Raw genomic sequence first — 26981 nt, 5'->3', positions numbered from 1 at the left:
GCTGTGCCAGCAAAACGGGTGATTGGCATCGCGTTGGCGGGGACGGCCGTTCTGGTGCCCGCCGTGGCGTGCTCCTCCTCCGGCGGCGGCGGCGCGGCGCCCGCGTCGCAGGGCGCGGAGCCGGTGGCATCGGCCTCGGCCTCCCCGACCCCGCCGCCGGAGCACCCGTTCACCGGGCAGCCGGTGGCGGGGCGCCGGCCGGTGCTCGCCGTGAAGATCGAGAACACCTCCTCGGGCAAGCCGCAGCTCGGGCTGCGCAGCGCTGACCTGGTGTTCGTCGAGCAGGTCGAGGGCGGCCTGACCCGCCTCATGGCGGTCTTCTCCTCCAAGATCCCCGCCAAGGTCGGCCCGGTGCGCAGCGCCCGCATCTCCGACCTGCACCTGCTGCCGATGTTCGGCAAGCCCGCCCTGGCCTACTCGGGCGTGCAGAGCAAGATGGTGCCGCTGGTCCAGCAGGCGTCGCTGTACGACGTCTCCGACAGCGCCGCGCCGGGCGCCTACTTCCGCCAGCCCGGCCGCGTCGCCCCCTACAACCTGTTCGCCGACACCAGGAAGCTGCTGGCGAAGGCGCCCAAGGCCACCAAGGCGCGCGACATCGGCCTCACCTTCGGCGACGCGCCGGAGGGCGGGACCGCCAAGAAGTCGTTCACCGTGAGATATCCGGCGGCGACCTTCACCTTCACCTGGGCGGCCTCCCAGAAGCGCTGGCTGGTGACGCAGGACGGCAAGAAGGACATGGCGGCCGAGGGCGGCCAGCTCGGCGCCCCCACCATCGTCGTCCAGTACGCGAAGACCACCCGCTCGCAGTTCCACGACTTCACCGGCAGCTACACCCCCCTCATCCACACCACCGGGACCGGCAAGGCCGTCGTCCTGCGCGACGGCAAGGCCTACAAGGCGGAATGGTCGCGCTCCTCGGAGAAGGAGGGCGCCACGTTCACCACCGAGGGCGGCGAGCCGATGAACCTCAGCCCCGGCCAGGTGTGGATCGTCCTGGCGGCGCCCAAGCCCGTGCAGCCCTGATCCGGGGCACGCGGTCCGTCGTACCCGTACAACATGTCCAAAGCGCCCGTGGAGTTGCGACGATCCGGACGGCGAGCGCCGGGCTGATCAGCGCCTACCATGGGACGGGAACCCGTCGTCACGCTCGTGAGGTAAGACCGTGTCCAGCAGCACCCCCGAAGTCGCCGAGACCACCGCCGTCACCGGCACCGCCCGCGTGAAGCGCGGCATGGCCGAGATGCTCAAGGGCGGTGTGATCATGGATGTCGTCAACGCGGAGCAGGCCAAGATCGCCGAGGACGCCGGGGCCGTCGCCGTCATGGCCCTCGAGCGCGTGCCCGCCGACATCCGGGCCGAGGGCGGCGTCTCGCGCATGAGCGACCCCGACATGATCGACGGCATCATCGCCGCCGTCTCGATCCCCGTCATGGCCAAGGCCCGCATCGGCCACTTCGTCGAGGCCCAGGTCCTGCAGGCCATCGGCGTCGACTACGTCGACGAGTCCGAGGTGCTCACCCCCGCCGACGAGGCCAACCACATCGACAAGTGGGCCTTCACGGTGCCCTTCGTCTGCGGGGCGACCAACCTGGGCGAGGCCCTGCGCCGCATCGCCGAGGGCGCCGCCATGATCCGCTCCAAGGGCGAGGCCGGCACCGGCAACGTCGTGGAGGCCACCCGCCACATGCGGCAGATCCGCGGCGACATCAAGCGCCTGGGCGCCCTGGACGAGGCCGAGCTCTACGCCGCCGCCAAGGAGCTGCGCGCGCCCTACGAGCTGGTCGCCGAGATCGCCAAGACCGGCAAGCTGCCCGTGGTGCTGTTCACCGCCGGCGGCATCGCCACCCCGGCGGACGCCGCCATGATGATGCAGCTCGGCGCCGAGGGCGTGTTCGTCGGCTCGGGCATCTTCAAGTCCGGCGACCCGGCCAAGCGGGCGGCGGCGATCGTCAAGGCCACCACCTTCTACGACGACCCCGACGTCATCGCCAAGGTCTCCCGCGGGCTCGGCGAGGCCATGGTCGGCATCAACGTCGCCACGCTTCCCGACAGCGAGCGCCTGGCCACGCGCGGCTGGTGATCTTCCCGCCGTCCCGGTGCCCATTCGCGGCCATCGGGACGGCGTGTGGCTTACATGGCGATTTGTCGCCTGGAATCATGACATGTCGGCCGAGACGTGCGCCCGCAGCGGCCGAGGCGCGTTGATCGTCCGGAAATATCCGCTCTGACCTGGGTATGGCTATACCTGGTGTTTGCTGGGCATAGTTGATGATCGTCATGTGATCGACAGGCGATCGTTCCTCGTGATGGGGCTCATAGCCGGAGTGCCGGGGGTGCCACCCCTGAGCGCTCCCTACGGCGAGCCCTTCACGCTCGGCGTCGCCTCCGGCGATCCCGCGCCCGACGGCTTCGTCCTGTGGACCCGCCTGGCGCCGGCCCCGCTCGCCGAGGACGGGTACGGCGGCATGCCGGCGGCCCCGGTGCCGGTGTACTGGGAGGTCGCCACCGACCCCGCCTGCGCCCGCGTCGTGCGGCGCGGCAGCCAGAACGCCGTGCGCGAATGGGCCCACGCCGTGCACGCCGAGGTCGGCGGGCTGGAGCCGGGCCGCGACTACTGGTACCGCTTCAAGGCCGGCCCCTACATCTCGCCGACCGGCCGCGCGGTGACCGCGCCCCCCGCCGGCGCGCCCGCCGCCTCGCTCACCCTCGCGGTGACCTCCTGCGCCAACTACCAGCACGGGCACTTCACCGCCTACACCAGGGTCGCCGAGGAGCGCCCGCACATGGTGCTGCACCTTGGTGACTACATCTACGAGCACGGCAAGGGCCAGGCGCCGTGTCCCGGCGGCAACGTGCGCGACCACGAGGGCGGCGAGGCCACCAGCCTGGCCGACTACCGCCGCAGGCACGCCCTCTACAAGACCGACCCGGACCTGCGGGCCGCCCACGCGGCGGCGCCCTGGGTGCCGATCATGGACGACCACGAGGTGCGCAACAACTGGACGAGCCGGTTGCCCGCCGCGCGGCGCGCGGCCGCCTTCCGCGCCTACTACGAGCACATGCCGCTGCGCCGCGCGTCGATCCCGAAGGGGGCGGCGATCCATCTGTTCCGCCGCCTGCACTGGGGAAGCCTGGCCACTCTGCACCTGCTCGACACCCGCCAGTACCGCGACCGGCCGATCTGCGGCTCCGGCTTCGCCGACTGCCCCAAGGCCGACGACCCCGGCCGCACGATCACCGGGAAAGCCCAGGAACGATGGCTGCTGGAGGGCTTCCGCGAGTCCAGGGCGCGGTGGGACATCATCGGCCAGCAGGTCTTCTTCGGCCAGCGGACCAAGTACCCCGGCCCCGAGAGGGTCGTGCGGCAGGACGCCTGGGACGGTTACACCGCCTCGCGCACCAGGGTCACCCGCGGCTGGCTGGAGGCCGGCACGCGCAACGCCATCGTGCTGACCGGTGACGTGCACTCCCACTGGGCCGGCGACCTCGCTCTGGACTACGACGACGAGGACTCGCCCCTGATCGGCACCGAGCTGGCCGTGACCTCGGTCAGCAGCGGTGGCAACGGCCACGACCACGACCGCGCCAGAGACGCTTTGCTGGACACCAACCCCCACCTGCGGTTCCATCTGCGCCGCCGCGGTTACCTGCTGCTCAAGGTGGAGCCCGCCGAGGTCAGGGCCGAATTCAAGATCGTCAAGTACGTGAACACCCCCGGCGCACCGGCCCTGGTGGCCGCCGGCTTCACCGTCGCCGACCGGATCCCCGGCCTGGTCCGCCAGACCTGACCCGGCCGCCGGCCTCGGCCCCGCTCCGGGAAGTCCGGGCCCGTTTGGGACGTTGTTCCGCTTGGCCGTACGCTTCGGCGGTCGGGAACGACATCCGCGCCACCACCAATGGACCGAACGGGAAGGAAGACCGGTGACCTCTGCGCCGACGATCGGCGTGCTCGCCCTCCAAGGCGACGTGCGTGAACACGTCCGGGCCCTGGAGGCCTCCGGCGCCAGGGCCGTGGCCGTTCGCCGCCAGGCCGAGCTGGAGGCGGTCGACGCGCTGGTCCTGCCCGGCGGCGAGTCCACGACCATGTGGAAGCTCGCCGAGGCGTTCGAGCTGCTCGAACCGCTGCGCATGCGCGTCAAGTCCGGTATGCCGACCTACGGCTCCTGCGCCGGGATGATCATGCTGGCCGACCGCATCGAGGGCGGCGTCGAGGGCCAGCAGACCCTCGGCGGCATCGACATGGTCGTGCGTCGCAACGCCTTCGGCCGCCAGGTCGACTCTTTTGAGGCATCCTTGGACTTCGCGGGACGCGGTCGGCTGCGCGCCGTCTTCATCCGGGCTCCGTGGGTCGAGTCCGTCGGCGCGGATGTCGAGGTGCTGGGACGGGCCGAGCCTGGGGATAGGATCGTCGCGGTCCGGCAGGGACCTCTGCTCGCTACGTCCTTCCATCCCGAGCTGACCGGGGACACGCGGGTTCATTCGTATTTTGTCGAGATGGTGAGGGAGCTCTAGCCGATGTCCGGCCACTCCAAATGGGCGACGACGAAGCACAAGAAGGCCGTGATCGACGCCAAGCGCGGCAAGCTCTTCGCGAAGCTCATCAAGAACGTCGAGGTGGCGGCCCGTACCGGTGGTCCTGACCCGGACGGCAACCCGACGCTGTACGACGCCATCCAGAAGGCGCGCAAGAGCTCGGTGCCCGTCGACAACATCGAGCGCGCCCGCAAGCGCGGCGGCGGCCTGGAGGCGGGCGGCGCCGAGTACCAGACGATCATGTACGAGGGCTACGCGCCGGGTGGCGTCGCGGTGCTGGTCGAGTGCCTCACCGACAACCGCAACCGCGCGGCCTCCGAGGTCCGCGTCGCCATGACCCGCAACGGCGGGTCCATGGCCGACCCCGGCTCGGTGTCCTACATGTTCAACCGCAAGGGCGTCGTCATCGTGCCCAAGGGCGGCCTCAGCGAGGACGATGTGCTGGTCGCCGTCCTGGACGCCGGCGCCGAGGAGGTCAACGACCTCGGTGAGTCCTTCGAGGTCGTCTCCGAGGCCGGCGACCTGGTCCCGGTCCGCAAGGCCCTGCAGGACGCCGGCATCGACTACGACTCCGCCGAGAGCAGCTTCATGCCGACGCTGAGCGTGCCCCTGGACGAGGATTCGGCCCGCAAGGTCTTCCGCCTCATCGACGCCCTGGAGGACAGCGACGACGTCCAGAACGTCTACGCCAACTTCGACGTCTCCGACGACGTGCTGGCCAAGCTCGACTGACGCCGGTCCGGCCGGGCCGCCGGCAGGGGGAGAAAAACGGTTCGACCTGGTCGGGGCGGGGCCCTAGGTTGGGCGCTTGTGGAAATTCGTGACGTGACGGTCGGCGACCTCGGCGCCGTGCTCGACAACCGCAAACGCGCCTTCGGCCCCATTCCCCCCGGCAGCGCCGAGCAGTGGCGCGCCATGGCGACCGCTGCTCTGGACGACGGCCGTTACGTCGGCGTCTTCGACGGCGCGCGCCTGGTCGCCACCAGCAGGATCATCCGCTTCGACCAGTGGTGGCACGGCCGGCCCGTCTCGATGGGCGGGGTCGCCAGCGTCACCGTCGCCCCCGAGGACCGCGGCCGCGGCGTCGGGCGCCTGCTCATCCAGGCCACCGTCGACCGCTGTGCCGAGCTCGGCCACGTGATCTCGGCGCTGTACCCCGCCACCACCCCGGTGTACCGCGGCGCCGGCTACGAGCACGCCGGCGCGCGCAGCCGCGTCACCGTTCCCACCGAGGCGCTGCGCGCCCTCGGGACCGGCGACGGCGTGAAGCTGCGCAGGATGGGCCCCGGCGACGCCCCCGAGCTGCTCGCCACGATGGCACGCGTTTACGCCTCCACGCGGGCCTGCGGGCCGCTGGGGTGGGAGGAGTCCGCCGCCCGCCGGTGGCTGTCCGATGAGGACGACTTCGCCTACCTCGCCGAGGACGGCTTCGTCGTCTACCGCTGGCACGAGGGGAACATCGAGGTGGAGAACCTGGTGGCCGGCTCGGAGGCGACGGCCAGGGCGCTGTGGTCCCTGGTCGGCACGGCCTCCTCGGTCGCCGCCACGGTCAGGGCCAGCGTCGAGCCGGACGACCCGATGCTGTGGCTGCTGCGCGAGCGCTCACGCGACTCGGTCGAGCAGACCCGCTGGATGCTCCGCCTCATCGACCTGCCAGCCGCCGTCGCCGCCCGCGGCTACCCGGCCGGGACCGGCCTCGACACCGTCGTCGTCGTCGAGGACCGCATGCGCCCGTCCAACTCCGGGGCCTGGCGGCTGCGCGTCCGCGATGGAGCCGGCACGGCCACCCCCGCCGAGGGCCCCGCCGGGGACGAGGTGGCCCGCCTCACCATCGGCGGCATGTCGGCCCTGTTCGCGGGCGTCCAGACCAGCACCCTGCGCCGCGCCGGGCTGCTCACCGGCGGCACCCCGGACGGCGACGACCGGCTCGGCGCCGTCTTCGCCGCCAAGCCCTACATGATCGACTACTTCTGACCCCGGCTCCGGCGCCTCTGCCACCGTGCGGGGCCAGGACACGGCGGCGCGGCCGGTGCGTGCGCGGGGCCGCCGATGCCGGTACAGTTCCCCCGAACAGGTGTTCGGCGAGGTTGGAGGCGTGCGGGTGCGGCTGCCTGAGCTGCGGGTGCTGGGAGTCGATCCCGGGCTGACCCGATGCGGTCTCGGCGCCGTCGAGGGGCGGGCCGGCGCCCCGTTGTCGCTGGTCAAGGTCGGCGTCGCGCGCACCCCGGCCGACGAGGGCATCGGCGAGCGCCTGGTGGCCATCGAGGCCGAGATCGAACGCTGGCTGGACGAGATCAAGCCGGACGCCGTCGCGGTCGAGCGGGTCTTCAGCCAGAGCAACCTGCGCACGGTCATGGGCACGGCCCAGGCCTCCGCCGTGGCGATCGTCTGCGCCGCCCGCCGGGGGCTGCCGGTCGCCCTGCACACCCCCTCCGAGGTCAAGGCCGCCATCACCGGGTTCGGCAACGCCGACAAGGCGCAGGTCGGCACCATGGTCACCCGGCTGCTGCGGCTCGACGCCATGCCCAAGCCCGCCGACGCCGCCGACGCGCTGGCCCTGGCCATCTGCCACATCTGGCGCGGCGGCGCCCAGAACCGCCTCGCCGACGCCCTCGCCAAGGCCAGATCCACCGGCACGCGCCCGCCGGCGGCGGGCCCGCGCGGCGCCAGGCCCGCCGCGGCGCCGCCCTCCGGCCTTCCCGCGAAAGGAGCCGGCCAGTGATCGCTTCGGTCTCCGGCCGCGTCGCCGCGCTCGCCCCCGACTCCGCGGTGGTCGAGGTGGGCGGCGTCGGCGTCCTGGTCCACTGCACTCCCGGCACGCTGGCGGGGCTGCGGGTGGGCGAGCAGGCCCGCCTGGCCACCTCGCTGGTGGTCCGCGAGGAGTCGCTCACTCTTTACGGCTTCGGCTCCGACGACGAGCGCGTGGTGTTCGAGATGCTCCAGACCGCCTCGGGGGTCGGCCCGCGTCTCGCCCTGGCCATGCTCGCCGTCCACGCGCCCAACGCCCTGCGGGTCGCGGTGGCCGGGGCCGACGTCAAGGCGCTCACCATGGTCCCCGGCATCGGCCAGAAGGGGGCGCAGCGCATCATCCTGGAGCTGAAGGACAAGCTCGGCACCCCGGACGCGGCCGTCGCCGCGGCGCTGAACGGCAAGGCGAGCAAGCCCGCCTGGCGCGAGCAGGTGCACGCCGGCCTGGTCGGGCTGGGCTACTCCGCCAAGGACGCCGACGAGGCGATCTCCATCGTGTCCCCCGAGGCCGACGCCGAGCTGGCCGCCGGGCGCACCCCCGCGGTCGCCGCCCTGCTGAAGGCCGCCCTGCGGGCCCTGAGCGTGCGATGAGCGCCGTCCAGGCGATCTGCGGCGCCGGCGCGCCCACCGGGGGTTGGACGTCCCGGCCCGTGGCGGCGAGCATTGACCTCGCGACGGGCCCCGCCGCGTGAGCCGTGACCCTGTGACGGAGGCGCTGCCGGTGAGCCCTACTCATGTGACGGAGGCACTGCGGTGAGCCTTGAGCGTGACCTGGTGTCCCCCGACGCCGAGGGCGACGAGCAGGCCGTCGAGTCGGCGCTGCGCCCCAAGCGCCTCGGCGAGTTCATCGGCCAGGGCCGGGTGCGCGAGCAGCTGTCGCTGGTGCTCGAGAGCGCGCTGCGCCGCAGCCGGCCGCCCGACCACGTCCTGATGAGCGGTTCGCCCGGGCTCGGCAAGACCACCCTCGCCATGATCATCGCGGCCGAGCTGGGCATGCCCCTGCGGCTGACCTCCGGCCCCGCCCTGGAGCGCGCGGGCGACCTCGCGGCGATCCTGTCCACCCTGTCCGAGGGCGAGGTGCTGTTCATCGACGAGATCCACCGCATGGCCCGCCCCGCCGAGGAGATGCTCTACCTCGCCATGGAGGACTTCCGGGTCGACATCGTCGTCGGCAAGGGCCCGGGGGCCACGGCGATCCCGCTGGAGATCGCCCCCTTCACCCTGGTCGGGGCCACGACCCGCGCCGGGCTGCTGCCCGCTCCGCTGCGCGACCGGTTCGGCTTCGTCGCCCACATGGACTTCTACGACGTGGCCGAGCTCGAACAGGTGCTGCGCCGTTCGGCGCGGCTGCTCGGGCTCGAGCTCCCCGACGAGGGCGCGCACGAGATCGCCCGCAGGTCCAGGGGCACGCCCCGCATCGCCAACCGGCTGTTGCGGCGGGTGCGCGACTTCGCCGAGGTCCGCGCCGACGGCGTGATCACCAGGGACACCGCCTCGGCCGCGCTCAACCTGTACGAGGTGGACGCCGAAGGGCTCGACCGGCTCGACCGCGCCGTCCTCGGCGCGCTGCTGCGCAAGTTCGGCGGCGGCCCGGTAGGGCTGTCGACGCTGGCCGTGGCGGTGGGGGAGGAGCCCGAGACGGTCGAGGTCGTCGCCGAGCCGTTCCTGGTGCGCCAGGGCCTGATCGCGCGCACGCCGCGCGGCCGGGTGGCCACGGCCTCGGCCTGGACGCACCTCGGCATGGTCCCCCCGCCGGACGCCTTCGGCGCGGCGGCCCAGCCGGTCCTGTTCGACGACCCCGGTCCCTCCTGAGCGAGGCAGGGCCGAGCCGGGGGATGCCGGCCTCGGGCGCCCGGCGCGGGGCGGTGGCAGGTGGCGGCCCTCGCACGTTCTGACTGGGAGGTTGACAGAGGCTGCGGTGCTGCTTGCGAGCTGTGCACATGTTTGGGGGGATACGCCGGATCATTCGGGCTGCTCGGGGATGCCGTCGCAGGAGGGCGGCGCGGGCACTGAAAGTTTCAAGCCGGTCGTATCCGCCGGTCACAGATCGGTGACAACGGGAACTTTCCCGCCTGCAAGAGCGTGGGTTCGTTGCCGGGCTTTGACAAGCTCGCCTAAACTCCGTGGCTTGGCTGGCTGTGTACGCTGACGCGATCAGTGTGTGGCCGTGCCGATCGCCGCCAGACCGCCGGCGCCAGGCCGGTCAATTCTTAACCGGAAGGAAGCCCCGTGCAGGGCCTTGGATCGTTCGTGCCACTGATCTTGCTGGTCGTGGTGTTCTATTTCCTGCTCATCCGCCCGCAGCGTAAGCGGGCGCAGGAGCAGGCGCAGATGCAGAGCAGTGTGACGCCGGGCACCCGTGTGATGACCACGACCGGCCTGTTCGGCACCGTCATCGCCGTCGAGGACGACGACGTGATCCTCGAGGTCGCGCCCGGCGTCGAGACCCGCTGGACGAAGGCGGCCATCGGCCGCGTGCTCGTCCCGGTCGAGGAGGAGACGGTGGACAATGGAATCGTCGAGCCGGAACCCGTCACCGACGTCAAGCCGGCCGACGCCCCGGAGATCCGCGGAGACGAAGGTCCGAGCGACAAGAAGTCCTGAGTAGGCTCACCGCAAACCCCTTGACGAAAGAATCGACCACCAGTGGCCCCATCGACCAGTAGCCAGAGCAGGCCGGGACGCGTGCTCCTGGCCCTCTTGGTGCTCATCCTCGCCATGGGCGGGGTGATGGCACTGCAGAAGGCCTTCGTGCCCAAGTTCGGCCTCGACCTCGCCGGCGGCACCACGGTGACGCTGTCTCCGGTCACGGAGGCAGGTGCGGCTCCCTCCCAGGAGAGCCTCGACCTGGCCGTCAACATCCTCCGCGACCGGGTGAACGGTACGGGCATCTCCGATGCCGAGGTCGCCAAATCGGGTGACAACATCGTCATCTCGGTTCCCGGCGCCGGGCAGAAGGAGGTCGTCGGGCGCTTGGGCACCACGGCCGAGCTCCGCTTCCGTCAAGTGCTCGCGGTGGCCCCGGCGGTCATCGCGCCGAGCCCGCTGCCGACCGCGCCCGCGACGCCCGCGCCCTCGGGCACCGGCACTCCGAAGCCGGGCGCGAGCGGCCGGCCGTCATCGACCGCCAAGCCCGCCGCCACGGCCAAGCCCGCGACGAGCGCGACGCCCGCGGGCCGCGCCCTGTCGTCGGCGCTGACCACCCCGACCCCGGCGCCGTCCACTTCGGCCTCGGGTTCCGGCAAGGCCGACAAGAGCGCCAAGGCCACTCCGGCGCCGAGCGCCTCGGCCCCCTCGGGCCAGCCGACCGCGCAGCCCTCCGACGACCCGATGGCGGGCGTGGACCTCACCGGCGTCGACCCGGCCGTGGCCGAGCAGTTCAAGAAGATCGACTGCACCAAGAAGGACCGAGGCCAGGGCGTCCAGGACAACCCGGACAAGCAGCTCGCCGCGTGCAGCAAGGACGGCGACGCCAGGTACATCCTGGAGAAGGCCGCCGTCAAGGGCACCGAGGTGTCCGGCGCCACCTCCGGCGTCGACTCCACCACCGGCGAGTGGATCGTCCAGGTCACCTTCAAGAGCAAGGGCGCCAGCGAGTTCGCCAAGACCACCGGTCAGATCACCAGCGCGCCGCAGCCGCGCAACCAGCTCGCCATGGTGCTGGACGGCCTGGTCATCTCGGCTCCCGTCATCGAGGAGCCCATTCCCGGCGGCCAGGCCCGCATCTCCGGCAGCTTCACCCAGAAGTCCGCCACCGACCTGGCCAACCAGCTCAAGTACGGCGCGCTGCCGCTGAAGTTCAAGCAGAGCTCCATCGAGGAGGTCTCCGGCACGCTCGGGGCCGACCAGCTCAGGGGCGGCCTGCTCGCCGGCGCCATCGGCCTGGTCCTGGTGGTCTTCTACTGCCTGCTGTACTACCGGGGCCTCGGCCTCGTCGCGGTGGCCAGCCTCGTGGTGGCGACCATCCTGACCTACAGCACGGTGGTCATCCTGGGCCACAACGCCAACTTCCGGCTCTCGCTGCCGCACATCATCGGCCTCATCGTGTCGATCGGCATCACCGCCGACTCCTTCATCGTCTACTTCGAACGCATGCGAGACGAGATGAAGGAGGGCAGGCGGTCGCTGCGGGTCGCCGTCGAGGTCGCCTGGGCCCGCGCCCGGCGCACCATCCTGATCGCCGACGCGGTCATGTTCATCGCCGCCGTGGTGCTGTACTTCCTCGCGGTCGGCGGCGTGGCCGGGTTCGCCTTCGCGATGGGCCTGACCACCCTGATCGACATCGCGGTGGTGTTCCTGTTCACCAAGCCGTTCGTCGCCCTGCTGGCCAAGCTCCCGTTCTTCGCCAAGGGGCACAAGCTGTCGGGCCTCGACGCCGAGCGCATGAGCCGCGAGGCGCCGGCCGCTCGCACGACCGTTCCGCAGGAGGGCTGATGTCTGCCATCGGGGCGCTCGGGCGCCGTCTGTACCGTGGCGAGGTCAACGTCGACTTCGTCGGCAGGTACAAGCTCTGGGCGACGCTGTCGGGGGTCCTGCTGCTGATCTCCATCCTCGGGCTGGTCATCCAGGGGCTCAACCTGGGCATCGAGTTCCGGGGCGGTTCGGTCTTCAGCTTCGACAAGCCGGCCGCGTCCTCCATCGCCGACGTCCGTGACACCGTCGAGGCGGTCGGCGGCCACCAGGTCATCGTGCAGGAGGCCGGCACACGCTGGCGGGTCACCACCCAGAGCCTGCCGGAAGAGGGCGTGACGAAGGTCGCCGACGCCATCTCCGCCAAGTACGGCGTGCCCGACAACCAGATCTCCAAGCAGATCATCGGCGCCACCTGGGGCGGTGAGGTCCTCAACAAGGCCATCATCGGCCTGATCGTGTTCATGATCGCGATCATCCTGTACCTCACGCTGGCCTTCGAGTGGAAGATGGCGCTGGCCGCGGTGGTCGCGCTCATCCACGACCTGGTCATCACGGCCGGCATCTACGCCTGGTCGGGCTTCGAGGTCACTCCGGCGACCATGCTGGGCTTCCTGACGATCCTCGGTTACTCGCTCTACGACGCCGTCGTCGTGTTCGACATGATCAAGGAGGTCACCGCCAAGCTGGGCACGACCGCCAAGATGACCTACACCGAGGCCGCCAACAACGCGCTCAACCACACGCTGATCCGCTCGCTGAACACCTCACTGGTGGCCATCCTGCCGGTCGCCGCGATTCTGTTCATCGGCACCACGCTGTTCGGCGCGGGCACGCTGAAGGACCTGTCGCTGGCCCTGTTCGTCGGCATGATCGTCGGTACGTACTCCTCGCTGTGCGTGGCGACGCCGCTGCTGGCCAACCTCAAGGAGCGCGAGCCGAAGTACCTGGCGATCGCCAAGCGGGTCCACGCCAACCGGGTCGCCGCCTCCAAGGACGCCGCGTCCCCGGGCAAGGCCAAGGGCAAGGAGCCCGCCGCCGCCTCCACCTCCGGCTCGGCGAACGGGTCGGTGGCCACGGGCAAGCGCAAGAAGCGCTAGCCCCGCAGTCGCACGTCCCTCAGCGCCCCCGTGAGCTCGCCGCCACGGGGGCGCTCGCCTGCTGGCCGCCGGGCGGTCCTCTAGGATCGCTGGGCGCCTCACCGCCGCCGGAAAGGACCCCCTATGAGCGACCTCACCACGACGATCCTCGACCGCATCAGGGACGTGCCCGACTATCCCCGGCCGGGGGTGATGTTCAAGGACATCACGCCGCTGCTCGGCGACCACGGGGCCTTCTCCTCGGTGGTCGACGCGCTGGCCGACGGCCTCGCGGTGGACAAGGTCGTCGGCATCGAGGCCCGCGGCTTCATCGTGGCCGCCCCGGTGGCCTACCGCGCGGGAGCCGGGTTTGTGCCGGTCCGAAAAAAGGGCAAACTCCCTGCCGAGGCGCTGGAAGCGTCCTACGATCTGGAGTACGGCTCCGCCGTCATCGAGGTGCACCGCGACGCCTTCTTCCCGGGCGAGCGCGTGCTCATCGTCGACGACGTGCTGGCCACGGGCGGCACCGCCCGGGCCGCGGTGGAGCTGGTCAGCCGGGCCGGCGCGCAGGTCGTCGGCGTGTCCGTGCTGATGGAACTCGCCTTCCTCAAGGGGCGCGACCGTCTTCCCGACGTCGACCTGCGCGCCCTGGTGGTGGTCTGATCGGCTCCTCCGCGAGGTCGGCGTTCTCCAGCGTGGATACACTGGAGGATCTGGACTCGACGTGAGGAGTCTGAGTGCCCCGTGATGTGGCCTTGCCCGAAGTGACCGACACCCCTGAGCCGGTTTCCGCGCCCGCGGACGATACGGGTTTAGCCACGTCCGCAGGCACCGACGACAAGCCGGCGCCTGCCGCACGCCGCAGGCTTTCCCGGTTCGGGGGGCAATGGGGTGGCGCGATGAATCCGGTCCTGGAACCGCTGTTCAAGACGGTCCGCGCCACGCATCCCAAGGCGGATCTGCGCGTGATCGAGCGCGCCTACGACGTCGCCGCCTACCACCACCGTGATCAGAAGCGTAAGAGCGGCGATCCTTACATCACCCACCCGCTGGCGGTGGCGACGATCCTCGCCGAGCTCGGCACCGACGACGAGACCCTGTGCGCGGCGCTGCTCCACGACACCGTGGAGGACACCGCCTACGGGCTGGACGAGCTGAGCGCCGACTTCGGCGAGAGCATCGCGCTGCTGGTCGACGGGGTCACCAAGCTCGACAAGGTCAAGTTCGGTGACGCCGCGCAGGCCGAGACCGTGCGCAAGATGGTCGTGGCGATGTCCCGCGACATCCGGGTGCTGGTCATCAAGCTCGCTGACCGCCTGCACAACATGCGCACCCTGCGCTACCTGCCCCGCCACAAGCAGGAGCAGAAGGCCCGCGAGACGCTCGAGATCTTCGCGCCGCTGGCCCACCGGCTCGGCATGAACACCATCAAGTGGGAGCTGGAGGACCTCGCCTTCGGCATGCTCTACCCCAAGCGGTACGACGAGATCGCCCGCATGGTGTCCGAGCGCGCGCCGCGCCGCGACCTGTTCCTGCAGGAGGTCATCGAGAAGGTCTCGGCCGACCTGCGCGAGGCCAAGATCCGCGCGGCGGTCAAGGGCAGGCCCAAGCACTACTACTCGATCTACCAGAAGATGATCGCGCGCGAGGTCGCGTTCGACGACATCTACGACCTGGTGGGCATCCGCGTGCTGGTCGACACCGTGCGCGACTGCTACGCGGCGCTAGGAACGATCCACGCTCGGTGGAACCCGGTGCCCGGCCGGTTCAAGGACTACATCGCGATGCCCAAGTTCAACATGTACCAGTCGCTGCACACGACGGTCATCGGGCCCGAGGGCAAGCCGGTCGAGCTGCAGATCCGCACCCGCGCGATGCACCACCGCGCCGAGTACGGCGTGGCCGCCCACTGGAAGTACAAAGAGGAGATGGGCACCGCCGGCGCGGCCGGGGCGCGGGTGAAGCAGGCCGGCGACATGGCCTGGCTGCGCCAGCTCCTCGACTGGCAGAAGGAGACCTCCGACCCGGGCGAGTTCCTGGAGTCGCTGCGGTTCGACCTGTCGGTGTCGGAGGTCTTCGTCTTCACCCCCCGCGGCCAGGTCATCGCGCTGCCCGAGGGGGCGACGCCGGTCGACTTCGCCTACGCCGTGCACACCGAGGTGGGCCACCGGTGCATCGGCGCCCGGGTGAACGGCCGCCTGGTGCCGCTGGAGTCGCGGCTGAGCAACGGCGACGCCGTCGAGATCTTCACCTCCAAGTCGCCCGACGCCGGCCCGTCCCGCGACTGGCTGAAGTTCGTCAAGAGCGGCCGGGCGCGCAACAAGATCCGCCAGTGGTTCTCCAAGGAGCGCCGCGAGACGGCGATCGAGGCGGGCAAGGAGGCCATCGGGCGGGCGATGCGCAAGCAGGGCCTCCCATTGCAGCGCCTGATGTCCGGAGAGACGCTCCTGGCGCTCGCCAGGGACCTTCGCTACCCCGATGTCTCGGCGCTGTACGCGGCGGTCGGAGAGGGCCACACAGGCGCTCAGTCGGTGGTCGAGAAGCTCGTCCAGTCCCTCGGGGGAGTGGACGCCGCCGAGGAGGACATCGCCGAGGCGGCCGTCCCGACCAAGATGCGCGGCCGCCCGCGCACCGGCACCAACGCCGGAGTGATCGTGGCGGGCGACTCCGACGTGTGGGTGCGGCTGTCGCGCTGCTGCACGCCGGTGCCCGGCGACGAGATCGTGGGCTTCGTGACCCGGGGGCACGGGGTGTCGGTCCACCGCACCAACTGCCCCAACATCGAGCAGCTGCGCTCCGAGCCCGACCGGCTGGTCGAGGTGAGCTGGTCGCCCGGCGACGACTCGGTGTTCCTGGTGGCGATCCAGGTGGAGGCCCTGGACCGGCCCCGCCTGCTGTCGGACGTCACCCGCATGCTGTCCGACCAGCACGTCAACATCCTGTCGGCGTCGGTGACGACCTCCCGTGACCGCACGGCGGTCAGCAAGTTCACCTTCGAGATGGGCGACCCCAAGCACCTCGGCCACGTGCTGAAGGCCGTGCGCAACATCCAGGGCGTCTACGACGTCTACCGCGTCACCAACTGACCGGCCGCGCCCCGGCGGCGTAGGTCACCAACAGGCCGGTCCGCCGGCCGCCGGCCAGGTCACCCTCAGCACAGGGCGTAGACGAAGTCTTCATTGGACTGGCCGCCTCCCCAGCCCAGTCCTTTGATCGTCACCGTGGAGTAGGCGCACCGCGGGACGGTGAACGACACCGAGAAGTATCCCGAGGCGTTGGAATAGGCGCCTGTCGCCCGCCCGCACCTGGCCGAGGAGCTACGCCGGCGGCGCGAGGCTCCGCTCCCTGCCCGCAACAGCTCGCGCGCGCGTCCGGGCGGCCTCGATCAGGTGGCCTTCGGCCCGGGTGAAGTCGTCGCGGAGCGGGCGGTCATCAGTGGCGCCGCGAGCACGTCGATCTCGGACCGCAGGCCGGTCATGCGCATCCCGAGAGCTCCCGGCTCTTGTCCGGTTCGGTGAAAACGCTCATCGACTGCTCTTGCTGGAGTACGTGGTCTTCTTGTGTCAGAGGTTCAGGGACACTGTCAGCGAACCCCAGGACATACCACCACCGGTTGTCATAGGGATTAAGGACCGATGCGTAATTCTCGGCCACCACGCTAGAAAACGTGACACCCTCGGTTTGAATCTCCTCCTCAAGCCCCTTAGTGATCCGGAACGTCGCCTCTGTACAGGCCGGCACCCGGAACTCCATGAGGCTGTAGGTCCAGTTCGCGGCCGCACCAGCCCCCTTGTCGCGGGTGAACCTGAGCAGGATGCGAGTAGTGGCCAATGACGTGTTGCCGTTGCTGAAGACGAGGTCGCCGTCATCGAAGAACACGTTGTCCGACCCGTCGTAGGTTATTCGTTGGACAAACGCCCGCCTGAGCGCCTGGTCCTCCTCGGCTTTCTGGCGTTGCGCATCGAGCCTCTGCTGCTCCGCAATCTTGTGTGCATCGAGCCTCTGCTGCTCCGCGACCCTTAGTGCATTCACAGATATGACGAGTGCGGGCAGGGACATGAGTCCAGCAAGAACGGTGGCGAGCGCGGCCCACCACTGGACGTTCCAGCGAACATCGCGCATCTTTCGCTTCCGCCCAGAACGGGGTCTTCGCGCCACCGCCCGAACGGCACGGGCCGATGGCCGAACGCTGCGCGCGGAGGTACGGGACCGAGGCCGTCGCGAGGATAAGCGGCTCATAGCCGCCATGGTGCCTGACCACTGCGGATCTGACACCTTGAACGCCGCGATCGCCGATGTGGTCAGCACCTTCGCCGAGCTGGAGGTGGTCAAGGCATGGGGGGATGGCAGCACGATGGCCACCGACGGCACCCAGGCGGACGCCTACATCGATGATCTTCGAGCTTCTTGATGTCGACGTGGACCAGGTCGCCGACCCGGTCGTGCTCGTAGCGGATGAACTCGCGCAGTTGCTCGCCGGTCGGCGAGTCGAGGTCTCGTGGCCGGTTGAGGCTTCGCCGGACAAGGGTGCGGTGCACGGTCGCCGGCGCGATCGTGACGCGGAACGGTCGACCTCGGCAGCGACGTGCGCGATCGGCCGGCGGCGTCGATTTGCGGCCACAACCGCAGACGTCCCTCGAGTGTCAGCGGTGCGTTCGGGTGCCCCCGCTTGTCGACGCTCCTGGACCGGCGTCGGCCGCGGCCGGGCGGGGGTGATCGCCGCCGGTCTCTCCCGCCCGGGACCGTCCCCCCGATGGACGGCTTCCCGGGCCGCGGGTCAGGAGAACTCGGCCAGCGTGCGCTCGGCCTCCTCCAGCCACGAACGGCGGGCGGCGATGGCCTCCTCGGCCTCCTTGACGTCCTTGTCCTTGCCCGCGGCGCTCGCCTTGGCCAGGCGCCCCTCGAGCTGCTCGATGGACCTGCGGAGCTGGTCGACGGTGTTCTGCGCCCGGGCGCGGGCCTCGGGGTTGGACCGCTTCCACTCGGTCTCCTCGGCCTTGCGGACGGCCTCGTCGATGCGGCGCAGCCCGCCTTCGAGCTTGTCCCTGGACTCCCGGGGCACCGGCCCGACGGCCTCCCAGCGCTCCAGTACGCCGCGCAGGGCGGCGCGCGCGGACCGGGCGTCGGTCACGGGCAGGATCCGCTCGGCGTCGGCCAGGATGCGCTCTTTGGCCTCGGCGTTCTCCCGCAGGGAGGCGTCGCGCTCGGCGAACACCGCGGAACGGGCCTGGAAGAACTGGTCCTGGGCCCCCTTGAAGCGGCCCCACAGCTCGTCCTCGGCCTCGCGCGATGCCCGACCGGCGTTCTTCCACTGCCGCATGAGCTCGCGGTAGGCCGAGGCGGTGTCGCCCCAGTCGGTGGAGGTGGCGAGCTGCTCGGCCTCGGCGACGATGCGCTCCTTGATGCTGCGCACCGACTCGCGCTGCTCGTCCAGCCCGGCGAAGTAGGACTTGCGCCGCTTGGCGAACGCCGTGCGGGCGGCCGACAGCCGCTTCCACAGGGCCGCCTCGGTCACGCGGTCGATGCGCTCGGCGGTCTTCCACTCCTCGACCAGCTGGCGCAGCCGCTCGCCGCCGGACTTCCAGTGGGTGGTGTCCTCGGCGATGCGCTCGGCCTCGGCGACGATGCGTTCCTTGATCTCCCGCGACTGGGCGCGCGCCTGGTCGCGGGCGGCCTTGACCTCCTCGCGGCGCTTGCCGACCAGCTCGCTGAGCGCCGCCAGGCGGTCCTCCAGCGCGCCGAGGTCACCGACCGCGTGCGCCTCGGTGATCGACTCGCGCAGCTTGACGATCGTCGCCTCCGCCTGGGCGGGTGGCAGGTCGGTGCCGCGAAGCCGCTGTTCCAGCAGTTCAACCTGGGTCGCCAGCTCGTCGTACTTGCGATGGAAGTAGGCCAGGGCCTCTTCCGGTTCACCGGCCTGCCAGGACCCGACGGCCCGTTCTCCCTCAGCCGTACGAACGTAGACGGTGCCGTCGTCGTCTACCCGGCCCCACGGGTCGGTGCTCACCGTGTCCTCCCGCACTCGAATCAGCCTCCAGGACGCCACGCGTCCTTGGTTGTATTACGTCAGCTCTTGCCAGAGATTGTCACGTGTTTGATGTCGACCGGGTCCTTCGGAGCCCCGGAGCCGTCGCCCATGCCTCCGGGCAGGACGCCCTTCTTGCTGACATCGTCGAGGATTTCGATCCCCTTTGTGACGGTACCGAATGGTGTGTACTCCGCGGGGAGCTGCAGGTCGCCGAAGATGATGAAGAACTGGCTGCCCGTGGTGCCGGGCGCCTGGCTCTTGGCCATGGCGACCACGCCGCGGGTGTACTTGGCGCCCGAGAGGTTCTCCTCGGCCAGCCGGTAGCCCGGCCCGCCCTGGCCGTCGGTCTGGTTCTTGCCGTCCGCCTTGGCCAGCGGGTCGCCGCACTGCAGCATCGGGAAGTTGGCCGGGCCCAGGCGGTGGCACTTGGAGCCGTCGAAGTACTTCTTCTTGGCCAGGAACGCCATGGAGTTGACCGTGCAGGGCGCCTTGGCGGTGTCCAGGGCCACCACGATGTCGCCGTGGTTGGTCTCCAGGGTCATCGTCTTGGCGTTCTTGTCCGGCTTGGCGGGCGGCATGCCGACGTTCTTTGCCGGGCCGCCGTTGGCGTCGGCGACGTAGTCACAGGTGCCGGTGGCCGCGTCGTACGGCTTGGGTCCCGCCGCCGCCGAGGGGGCGGCGGAGGCGGAGGTGGGGGCCGAGGGCGTCGCCGCCGCGGCCTGGGTCTTGGAGTCGCCGCCCCCGACCACCGCCACGGCCGTGAAGATGCCGCCGACCACCACCAGGACACCCACGGTGGTGGCGACGACCGCCACCTTCTTCTGCTGGGCCTGCCGCTCGGCGCGCCGGCGTATCTGCCGTTCGTAATGCTCTCGTGCCAGCTGCTTTTGACGGTCCTTGCCGGTCGCCACCGCTGTGCCCTCCCGACTGTCCGAGTTGGTCGTGTTTGGTCGTCTCACTGGACGACCGCCACCTTTATGGAGTGGGCGAATCGTATCGGCCCACGGGTCATGGTTCGCAGCCCGGCGACCCGCACCGGTACCCTTCGGTTACATTCCCATCCGCTTTCCTTGACGAGATCGATCACACCGAGGACCGCTTCCGTGCTCATCGACGGCTTTCCCGCAGGCTCCCTGCAGGCCAACTGCTACGTGGTCGCGCCCGCCGCCGGCGAGGAGTGCGTGATCGTCGACCCAGGTCAGGACGCCGTCCGGGGCCTGGACGACATGCTGCGCGAGCACCGGCTCAAGCCGGTCGCCGTGCTTTTGACGCACGGTCACATCGACCACATGTGGTCGGTCGCGCCGGTCTGCGGAGCGAGGGACGTGCCCGCCTGGATCCACCCCGAAGATCGTGATCTGCTGACCGACCCCGGCAAGGGCCTGTCGCTCATGACCCGTCAGCAGCTCTTCGGCGGGCTGAGCTTCACCGAGCCGGACGACGTGCGCGAGCTGTCGGACGGCGCGGTGCTCGACATCGCCGGCATGGCCATCACCGTCGACCACGCGCCCGGGCACACCAGGGGGTCGGTGACGTTCAGGCTTCCAGGAGAGCGTGTGATGTTCTCCGGGGACCTGCTGTTCGCCGGCTCCATCGGGCGCAGCGACCTCCCGGGCGGTGACTACCCGACCATCTTGCGCAGTCTGGGGAGCGTCTGCCTGACGCTTCCGGACGACACGACGGTGCTGCCCGGTCACGGACCACAGACGACGATCGGCCGCGAACGCGCGACGAACCCGTACCTCGCCGAGGCGGCGCCGTTCGCGGGCCCAACCAGGGGACTGTAGATGAGCTTTCAGGCGCCCAAGGGCGTACCAGAATATCTGCCGCCGCGTTCCGCGATCTTCCTCGCGGTCCGCGACGCCTTCTCCACGGCGGCCGAGAACGCCGGCTACTCCTACATCGAGGTGCCGGTCTTCGAGGACACCGAGCTGTTCGCCCGCGGCGTCGGCGAGTCGACCGACGTCGTGACCAAAGAGATGTACACCTTCGCCGACCGGGGCGGCCGATCGGTGACGCTGCGGCCGGAGTTCACCGCCGGGGTGATGCGCTCCACGCTGGAGCACGGCCTGCACACCGGCCAGCTCCCGGTCAAGCTGTGGACCACCGGCCCGGCCTTCCGCTACGAGCGCCCGCAGGCGGGCCGCTACCGCCAGCTCCAGCAGTTCGACGTCGAGGCCATCGGCACCGAGGACCCCGCGGTCGACGCCGAGACCATCGCCCTGGCCTGGGCCGGCTACCAGGCCCTCGGCCTGACGCGGGTGCGGCTGCTGCTCAACACTCTGGGCTGCAAGCAGTGCCGCCCGGCCTACCGCGCCGCCCTGCAGGACTTCCTGCGCGGGCTCGACCTGGACGAGGCCACCCGGGCCCGCATCGAGGTCAACCCGCTGCGGGTGCTCGACGACAAGCGCCCCGAGGTGCGGGCGCAGGTCGAGAACGCGCCGCTGATCACCGACCACCTGTGCGCGTCCTGCAAGGCCCACCACGACCGCGTGCGCTCCCTGCTGGAGGATCTCGGGGTCCCCTGGGAGGACACCCCCCGGCTGGTGCGCGGCCTCGACTACTACACCCGTACGACCTACGAGTTCGACCACCCGCTGCTCGGCGCCCAGTCGGGCATCGGCGGCGGCGGCCGCTACGACGGGCTGTCGGAGGACATCGGCGGGCCGGCGCTGCCGGGCATCGGCTTCGCCGTGGGCGTCGACCGCATCATCATGGCCGTCGAGGCCGAGGGCCTGGCCCAGCGGTCGCCCGCCCGCGTCGCGGTGTACGGCGTGCCGCTCGGCGAGGAGGCCGCGCGGCGGATGTTCACCCTCGTCAACGCGCTTCGCGCCGTCGGCGTGGCCGCCGACATGGCCTTCGACGGCAAGGGGCTCAAAGGCGCGATGAAGGGCGCCGACCGCTCCGGGGCCACGTACGCGGTGATCCTCGGCGAGCGCGACATCGCCGCCGGGTCCGCGCAGGTGAAGGACCTTGCAAGCGGCGAACAGACCGCCGTGCCACTCGCTGAGATCGTCTCGACTCTGAAGGAGAAACTGACCAAATGATCCGCACGCACACCGCCGGATCGCTGCGCAGGGAGCACGCCGGCCGGCAGGTCACGCTGGCCGGCTGGGTGGCGCGCCGCCGCGACCATGGCGGCGTCGTCTTCATCGACCTGCGCGACGCGTCCGGTTCGGCGCAGGTGGTCTTCCGCGAGGAGGACCACGCGCACGACCTCCGCTCGGAGTACTGCGTCAGGATCGTCGGAGAGGTCCGCGCCCGGCCCGAGGGCAACGAGAACCCCGACCTGCCCACCGGCGAGATCGAGATCGTGGCCTCGGAGGTCGAGGTGCTCAGCGAGTCCGCGCCGCTGCCGTTCCCGATCGAGGGCGGCACCGGCGTGTCCGAGGAGGCGCGACTGAAGTACCGCTACCTGGACATGCGCCGCCAGCAGGTCGGCAACGCCCTGCGCATCCGCTCCACCGCCACCTACCTGGCCCACGAGGTCATGCGCGAGCACGGCTTCCTGTACGTCGAGACCCCCGACCTCACGCGGTCCACCCCCGAAGGCGCCCGCGACTTCCTGGTGCCGGTACGGCTGCAGCCGGGCAACTGGTACGCGCTGCCGCAGTCGCCCCAGCTGTTCAAGCAGCTGCTCATGGTGGGCGGCCTGGAGCGCTACTACCAGCTCGCCCGCTGCTTCCGCGACGAGGACCTGCGCGCCGACCGCCAGCCGGAGTTCACCCAGATCGACGTCGAGATGTCCTTCGTGGACCAGGACGACGTCATCGCCCTGGGCGAGGCGCTGATCGGGCGCATCTGGAAGGAGACGGTGGGCTACGAGCTGCCCACCCCGCTTCCCCGCATGACCTACGCCGACGCCATGGCCCGCTATGGCTCCGACAAGCCCGACCTGCGGTTCGGCTGCGAGCTGGTCGACATGACCGGCTACTTCGCCGACACCACCTTCCGGGTCTTCCAGGCGCCCTACGTCGGCGCGGTCGTCATGCCCGGCGGCGCCTCACAGACCCGCAAGGAGCTGGACGCCTGGCAGGACTGGGCCAAGGCCCGCGGCGCCAGGGGCCTCGCGTACGTGCTGGTGCAGGCCGGCGGCGAGCTCGGCGGCCCGGTCGCCAAGAACCTCACCGACGGCGAGCGCGCCGGGCTGGCCGAGGCCGTCGGCGCCTCGGAAGGCGACGCGGTGTTCTTCGCCGCCGGCCCGCGCAGCCCCTCGCGCGACCTGCTGGGCGCCGCCCGCCTGGAGATCGGCCGGCGCTGCGGCCTGATCGACGAGTCGCTGTGGAGCTTCCTGTGGGTCGTCGACGCGCCGATGTTCGAGCCGGTGGTGGACGAGGTGGGCCGCCAGACCGGCTGGACGGCCGTGCACCACCCGTTCACCGGCCCCAAGCCCGAGTTCGCCGACACCTTTCACGAGCGTCCCGGCGAGGCTCTGGCCTACGCCTACGACATGGTCTGCAACGGCATGGAGATCGGCGGCGGTTCGATCCGTATCCACCGGGCCGAGATGCAGCAGCGGGTCTTCGAGGTGCTCGGCATCTCCAAGGAGGAGGCCGAGAGCAAGTTCGGCTTCCTGCTGGAGGCGTTCAAGTACGGCCCGCCGCCGCACGGCGGCATCGCCTACGGCTGGGACCGCATCTGCATGCTGCTGGCGGGCGGCGACTCCATCCGCGACGTCATCGCCTTCCCGAAGACCGCCTCGGGTTTCGACCCGCTGACGGCCGCTCCGACGCCCATCACCCCCGAGCAGCGCAAGGAGGCCGGAGTGGACGCCGGACGGGCCCCTGGGGCCGCCACGGAGGCGCGCAAGGCCACCGGGTGAGCGCCGCCGCGGTCCGCTGAGACGCCGGTCCGCTGAGACGCGAAGGAGCCCCGGGCGCGCGTGGCGCGCCGGGGCTCCGCTGTGCTGACAGGTGCCCGCCGGCTAGCGGGTGATCCGCAGGTCCTTGATGATCACCGGGAGCTTGGGGGCGTTGGAGCCCTCGCCCCGCACGTCGGCGAGGGGGTCGCCGTTGAAGGGGATGATGCCGCCCTTGGCGATCTTGTCGATGACGTCCATGCCCTTGGTGACGACCCCGAACGGCGTGAACGCGGCGCCCGAGGAAGTCAGCTGGGTGTTCTCGTCGGAGAAGGAGATGAAGAACTGGCTGCCGTTGGAGTTGGCGTCCTCCGAGGCCTGCGCCATCGCCACCGTGGCCCTGCCGAGCGGGATGCCGCCGAGGTTCTCGTCGGCGAACAGGTAGCCCGGGCCGCCGGTGCCGTCGGTCGCGTGCTTGGCGTCGCCCTTGGCCAGCGGGTCGCCGCACTGCAGCATGCCGAGGCCCACGGTGTCCGGGGTCGCCAGGCGGTGGCAGCGCGTGTTGTCGAAGAAGTTCTTCTTCGCGAGGAACTCGAAGGAGTTCACGGTGCACGGCGCCTGCGCGGTGGCGAGCTGGATGACGATCGTTCCCTGGTTGGTGGTGATCACCATGTTCTTGCCCCGGGTGTCGGGCTTCGCCGGCGGCGTGCCCACCTTCTTCGCCGGCGCTCCCGTGTCGTCCTTGCGGTATTCGCAGGTCACGCCAGCAGGCTTGGCGTCCGTGCTGGGAAGCGCGGCCGGGACGGACGCCCCCGGCGAGGCGGAGGCGGAGGCGGAGGCGGAGGCCGAGTCGGCGGGCGCGGCCGCGTCGGGCGTCTTGGGATCGTCGTTCCCCATGAGTGTCACGGCGGCGATGACGCCGCCGGCCACGAGCACCACCCCCAGGAGGGCGCCGATGACCGTGTTCCGCCTGGAGTTGCCGGTGTCCTTGCTGCGCTGTTCCTGCCGCTCGCGGTGCTCCCGTGCCAGCTGGGTCTGGCGATCCACGTCGGTCACGGTATGCCTTCCATTTGCCGATAGATGACTTGATGTGCTCGGGAATCGTACCGGCCTTTACGTCGAGCCCGTATAAAACGCCCAGTTCGCATCGCCTGGTCGATCGTCCTTTGCCGGGCGGCCCAGCCTGGTTGCCGCGAGGAAAGTTGTCGCGCGGAACTTCTTATGGCGACTTGACGCCGGTTCCGGGATCATGGGGAGGCGGTGGAGGGGGACCGTGCCGCCGGCCCGGCCGGAACCACGCGCCGGCCGGATCCGTATATGGGGACGAACCACTGACAGGAGCCATGTGATGTTCGACCAGATTCTCGGACTGCCCGCCCACCCCCTCATCATCCATACCGCCGTGATCTTCATCCCGCTGCTCGCCGTGGGCGCGGTGGTGTACGGCGTCGTGCCCCGCGTGCGGCCCTCCATCGGCTGGGCCGTCGTCCTGCTCGCGATCGCCGCGCCGGCCGTCACCTTCGCGGCCAAGGAGAGCGGCGAGGCGTTCCTGAGCACCATGTTCGCGGGCGGTTCGCCGAGCGGGCCGCTGGCCGCGCGCATCGAGGAGCACGAGAGCTACGCCAACCCGCTGCTGTTCAGCACGCTCGGGCTGGGCGTCTCCTCGCTGCTGCTGGTCTACTCCTCCCGCAGATTGGGCAGGATGACCACCGCCGTACTGGTCGTGGTCACCGTGCTGCTCGCCGCCGCCGCCGGCTTCTACGTCCTGCGGGCCGGCCACACCGGGGCGACGGCGGTCTGGGCGCACTGAGGGCCGGCGCCGGCGCGGCCGTAGGCCCTCCCGCGCCGGCGGTAATGTCGACGCGTGGAGAGTTTGTTCGACTCGGCGGCGGAGGAGGCCCACAAGGGCCAGGAGCCGCTCGCGGTGCGCATGCGGCCGCGCACCCTCGACGAGGTGGTCGGCCAGCGCCACCTGCTGGGCCAGGGCACCCCGCTGCGCCGTCTGGTCGAGAGCGAGGCCCCCATGTCGCTGTTCCTGTGGGGGCCGCCCGGCACCGGTAAGACCACCCTCGCCTACGTCGTCGCCGGGGTCACCAAGCGGCGCTTCGTCGAGGTCTCGGCCGTCTCGGCCGGGGTCAAGGACGTCAGGGCGGCCATCGACCAGGCCAAGCGCGAGCTCGGCATGACCGGCCGCCAGACGGTGCTGTTCGTCGACGAGGTGCACCGCTTCAACAAGGCCCAGCAGGACGCCCTGCTGCCCGCCGTGGAGAACCGCTGGGTCACCTTCATCGGCGCCACCACCGAGAACCCCTTCTTCTCGGTCATCTCGCCGCTGCTGTCGCGCTCGCTGCTGCTGACGCTGGAGTCGCTGACCGAGGACGACGTGCGCGCCGTCCTCGGCCGCGCCCTGACCGACCCCAGGGGCCTGGCGGGCGCGGTGACCCTGGCCCCCGAGGCCATGGACCACCTGGTACGCCTGGCCGGGGGAGACGCCCGCCGCTCGCTCACCTACCTGGAGGCGGCCGCCCTGCTCGTCCCCGAGGGCGAGATCACCGTCGAGACCGTCGAGAAGGCCGTGGACAAGGCCGCCGTGCGCTACGACCGGCAGGGCGACCAGCACTACGACGTCATCAGCGCCTTCATCAAGAGCATGCGTGGCTCGGACGCCGACGCCGCCCTGCACTACCTGGCTCGCATGATCGAGGCGGGAGAGGACCCCCGTTTCCTGGCCCGCCGCATCATGATCTTCGCCTCCGAGGACGTCGGCATGGCCGACCCGACCTGCCTGCAGGTCGCCGTGGCCGCCGCCCAGGCCGTGCAGATGATCGGCCTGCCCGAAGGCCGCCTCAACCTGGCCCAGGCGGTGGTCCACTGCGCGCTGGCCCCCAAGTCCAACGCCGTCACCAGGGCGATCGGCGCCGCCTCCGACGACGTGCGCAGGGGGCTGATCGGCCAGGTGCCCGGCCACCTGCGCGACGCCCACTACCCGGGCGCGGCCAAGCTCGGCCACGGCAAGGGCTACAAGTACCCGCACGACTTCGAGCACGGCCTGGTCCGGCAGGACTACGCGCCGGAGGAGGTCCGCGACCGGCGCTACTACGAGCCCACCCGCCACGGCGCCGAAGGGCACTTCGCCGACCGGTGGGCCAAGATCCGCGAGTTCCTGCGCGGCGCCGGGTGAGCGTCCCGCCGGCCGCCTCCGGAGATCGCCGGAGATCCCGGTGGACGCGCGGCGAGCCCACTCCGCCGGGACCGTGCGACCTGCCGCTCCGCCGGGGCGGGGCGAGTCTCCCGCCGTCCACAGACTGGCGCGCTCAGCGCGGGCGCCATGCCCGGGCGCGATAGGGTCTCCCCATTCCATCGCCCCAGCCGGGTCGAACATCCG

The 26981-nt window shown here is 70.8% G+C and carries 24 protein-coding genes; 20 read left to right on the top strand and 4 right to left on the bottom strand.

Annotated elements, in window-relative coordinates; all coding sequences use genetic code 11:
• The first annotated feature begins 3 nt into the window (after positions 1-3).
• From ACWEN6_RS33920 to ACWEN6_RS33855, 14 genes are all read left to right on the top strand, one after another.
• A complete protein-coding gene (locus ACWEN6_RS33920) occupies positions 4-1023 on the top strand; it encodes a DUF3048 domain-containing protein (protein ID WP_452576014.1) in 1020 nt (339 codons plus the stop codon).
• Positions 1024-1162: 139 nt separating this feature from the next.
• A complete protein-coding gene (pdxS, locus tag ACWEN6_RS33915) occupies positions 1163-2080 on the top strand; it encodes a pyridoxal 5'-phosphate synthase lyase subunit PdxS (protein ID WP_452576012.1) in 918 nt (305 codons plus the stop codon).
• 199 nt (positions 2081-2279) lie between these two features.
• Positions 2280-3788 carry an alkaline phosphatase D family protein gene (locus tag ACWEN6_RS33910; RefSeq protein WP_452576010.1) on the top strand — a complete coding sequence of 503 codons (1509 nt, stop codon included), beginning with the start codon at positions 2280-2282 and terminating at the stop codon, positions 3786-3788.
• A gap of 133 nt (positions 3789-3921) precedes the next feature.
• The gene (gene pdxT / locus ACWEN6_RS33905) at positions 3922-4512 is read left to right on the top strand and encodes a pyridoxal 5'-phosphate synthase glutaminase subunit PdxT (RefSeq protein ID WP_354923684.1); all 591 of its coding nucleotides are present in this window, start codon (positions 3922-3924) and stop codon (positions 4510-4512) included.
• Between the two features lie 3 nt (positions 4513-4515).
• Positions 4516-5265: a YebC/PmpR family DNA-binding transcriptional regulator gene (locus ACWEN6_RS33900; RefSeq protein ID WP_452576008.1), complete on the top strand. Its 750-nt coding sequence runs from the start codon at positions 4516-4518 to the stop codon at positions 5263-5265.
• Positions 5266-5343: 78 nt separating this feature from the next.
• On the top strand, positions 5344-6507 hold the full coding sequence (locus tag ACWEN6_RS33895) for a GNAT family N-acetyltransferase (protein ID WP_452576006.1): 1164 nt from the start codon (positions 5344-5346) through the stop codon (positions 6505-6507).
• 142 nt (positions 6508-6649) lie between these two features.
• Positions 6650-7255: a crossover junction endodeoxyribonuclease RuvC gene (ruvC, locus tag ACWEN6_RS33890; RefSeq protein ID WP_452576083.1), complete on the top strand. Its 606-nt coding sequence runs from the start codon at positions 6650-6652 to the stop codon at positions 7253-7255.
• Entirely contained in the window at positions 7252-7872 is a 621-nt protein-coding gene (gene ruvA, locus ACWEN6_RS33885; RefSeq protein ID WP_354847832.1) for a Holliday junction branch migration protein RuvA, read from the top strand. The genes ruvC and ruvA overlap by 4 nt, the downstream gene beginning before the upstream one ends.
• A gap of 162 nt (positions 7873-8034) precedes the next feature.
• On the top strand, positions 8035-9093 hold the full coding sequence (gene ruvB, locus ACWEN6_RS33880; protein ID WP_452576004.1) for a Holliday junction branch migration DNA helicase RuvB: 1059 nt from the start codon (positions 8035-8037) through the stop codon (positions 9091-9093).
• A gap of 417 nt (positions 9094-9510) precedes the next feature.
• Positions 9511-9885: a preprotein translocase subunit YajC gene (gene yajC, locus ACWEN6_RS33875; protein WP_354847841.1), complete on the top strand. Its 375-nt coding sequence runs from the start codon at positions 9511-9513 to the stop codon at positions 9883-9885.
• A gap of 81 nt (positions 9886-9966) precedes the next feature.
• Positions 9967-11715 (top strand): protein translocase subunit SecD, encoded by a 1749-nt coding sequence (gene secD, locus ACWEN6_RS33870; RefSeq protein ID WP_452576002.1) that lies wholly within the window; start codon positions 9967-9969, stop codon positions 11713-11715.
• Positions 11715-12791 carry a protein translocase subunit SecF gene (gene secF / locus ACWEN6_RS33865; protein ID WP_452576000.1) on the top strand — a complete coding sequence of 359 codons (1077 nt, stop codon included), beginning with the start codon at positions 11715-11717 and terminating at the stop codon, positions 12789-12791. The genes secD and secF overlap by 1 nt, the downstream gene beginning before the upstream one ends.
• Before the next feature lie 123 nt (positions 12792-12914).
• Positions 12915-13433, top strand: a complete 519-nt coding sequence (locus tag ACWEN6_RS33860; protein WP_452575998.1) for an adenine phosphoribosyltransferase — start codon at positions 12915-12917, stop codon at positions 13431-13433.
• A gap of 236 nt (positions 13434-13669) precedes the next feature.
• Positions 13670-15856, top strand: coding sequence for a RelA/SpoT family protein (locus ACWEN6_RS33855; RefSeq protein WP_452575996.1), 2187 nt, complete (start codon positions 13670-13672; stop codon positions 15854-15856).
• A gap of 388 nt (positions 15857-16244) precedes the next feature.
• Here the strand turns inward: ACWEN6_RS33855 and ACWEN6_RS33850 are convergent, their stop codons facing one another.
• The gene (locus ACWEN6_RS33850; protein ID WP_452576085.1) at positions 16245-16892 is read right to left on the bottom strand and encodes a hypothetical protein; all 648 of its coding nucleotides are present in this window, start codon (positions 16890-16892) and stop codon (positions 16245-16247) included.
• On the opposite strand from ACWEN6_RS33850, the gene ACWEN6_RS33845 reads away from it, so the two are divergent.
• The gene (locus ACWEN6_RS33845) at positions 16807-17181 is read left to right on the top strand and encodes a Tn3 family transposase (RefSeq protein ID WP_452575994.1); all 375 of its coding nucleotides are present in this window, start codon (positions 16807-16809) and stop codon (positions 17179-17181) included. The genes ACWEN6_RS33850 and ACWEN6_RS33845 overlap by 86 nt on opposite strands.
• A 366-nt stretch (positions 17182-17547) precedes the next feature.
• Here the strand turns inward: ACWEN6_RS33845 and ACWEN6_RS33840 are convergent, their stop codons facing one another.
• Together ACWEN6_RS33840 and ACWEN6_RS33835 are read right to left on the bottom strand one after the other, a co-directional pair.
• The gene (locus tag ACWEN6_RS33840) at positions 17548-18777 is read right to left on the bottom strand and encodes a DUF349 domain-containing protein (protein ID WP_452575992.1); all 1230 of its coding nucleotides are present in this window, start codon (positions 18775-18777) and stop codon (positions 17548-17550) included.
• 59 nt (positions 18778-18836) lie between these two features.
• Positions 18837-19709, bottom strand: a complete 873-nt coding sequence (locus ACWEN6_RS33835) for a peptidylprolyl isomerase (protein WP_452575990.1) — start codon at positions 19707-19709, stop codon at positions 18837-18839.
• A gap of 192 nt (positions 19710-19901) precedes the next feature.
• Between ACWEN6_RS33835 and ACWEN6_RS33830 the strand changes: the two genes are divergently transcribed.
• The 3 genes from ACWEN6_RS33830 to aspS are packed head-to-tail and all read left to right on the top strand — an operon-like array spanning position 19902 to position 23620.
• Positions 19902-20585: an MBL fold metallo-hydrolase gene (locus ACWEN6_RS33830; RefSeq protein ID WP_380831720.1), complete on the top strand. Its 684-nt coding sequence runs from the start codon at positions 19902-19904 to the stop codon at positions 20583-20585.
• Positions 20586-21845, top strand: coding sequence for a histidine--tRNA ligase (gene hisS / locus ACWEN6_RS33825; RefSeq protein ID WP_452575988.1), 1260 nt, complete (start codon positions 20586-20588; stop codon positions 21843-21845).
• Complete coding sequence (aspS, locus tag ACWEN6_RS33820; protein ID WP_452575986.1) at positions 21842-23620, top strand: aspartate--tRNA ligase; 1779 nt, start codon at positions 21842-21844, stop codon at positions 23618-23620. Before hisS ends, aspS begins: the two co-directional genes overlap by 4 nt.
• Before the next feature lie 102 nt (positions 23621-23722).
• On the opposite strand, the gene ACWEN6_RS33815 is transcribed toward aspS, so the two are convergent.
• Complete coding sequence (locus ACWEN6_RS33815) at positions 23723-24652, bottom strand: peptidylprolyl isomerase (RefSeq protein ID WP_452575984.1); 930 nt, start codon at positions 24650-24652, stop codon at positions 23723-23725.
• A 292-nt stretch (positions 24653-24944) separates the two neighbouring features.
• Here ACWEN6_RS33815 and ACWEN6_RS33810 point away from each other — a divergent pair, with 292 nt between their 5' ends.
• Complete coding sequence (locus tag ACWEN6_RS33810; RefSeq protein ID WP_354847872.1) at positions 24945-25406, top strand: DUF2231 domain-containing protein; 462 nt, start codon at positions 24945-24947, stop codon at positions 25404-25406.
• Positions 25407-25460: 54 nt separating this feature from the next.
• Positions 25461-26777 carry a replication-associated recombination protein A gene (locus tag ACWEN6_RS33805; protein WP_452575982.1) on the top strand — a complete coding sequence of 439 codons (1317 nt, stop codon included), beginning with the start codon at positions 25461-25463 and terminating at the stop codon, positions 26775-26777.
• The last annotated feature ends 204 nt before the right edge of the window (positions 26778-26981 follow it).

It is taken from the genome of Sphaerisporangium sp. NPDC004334 (genome assembly GCF_053602655.1).
This window is presented reverse-complemented; position numbering and strand designations above follow the sequence as displayed.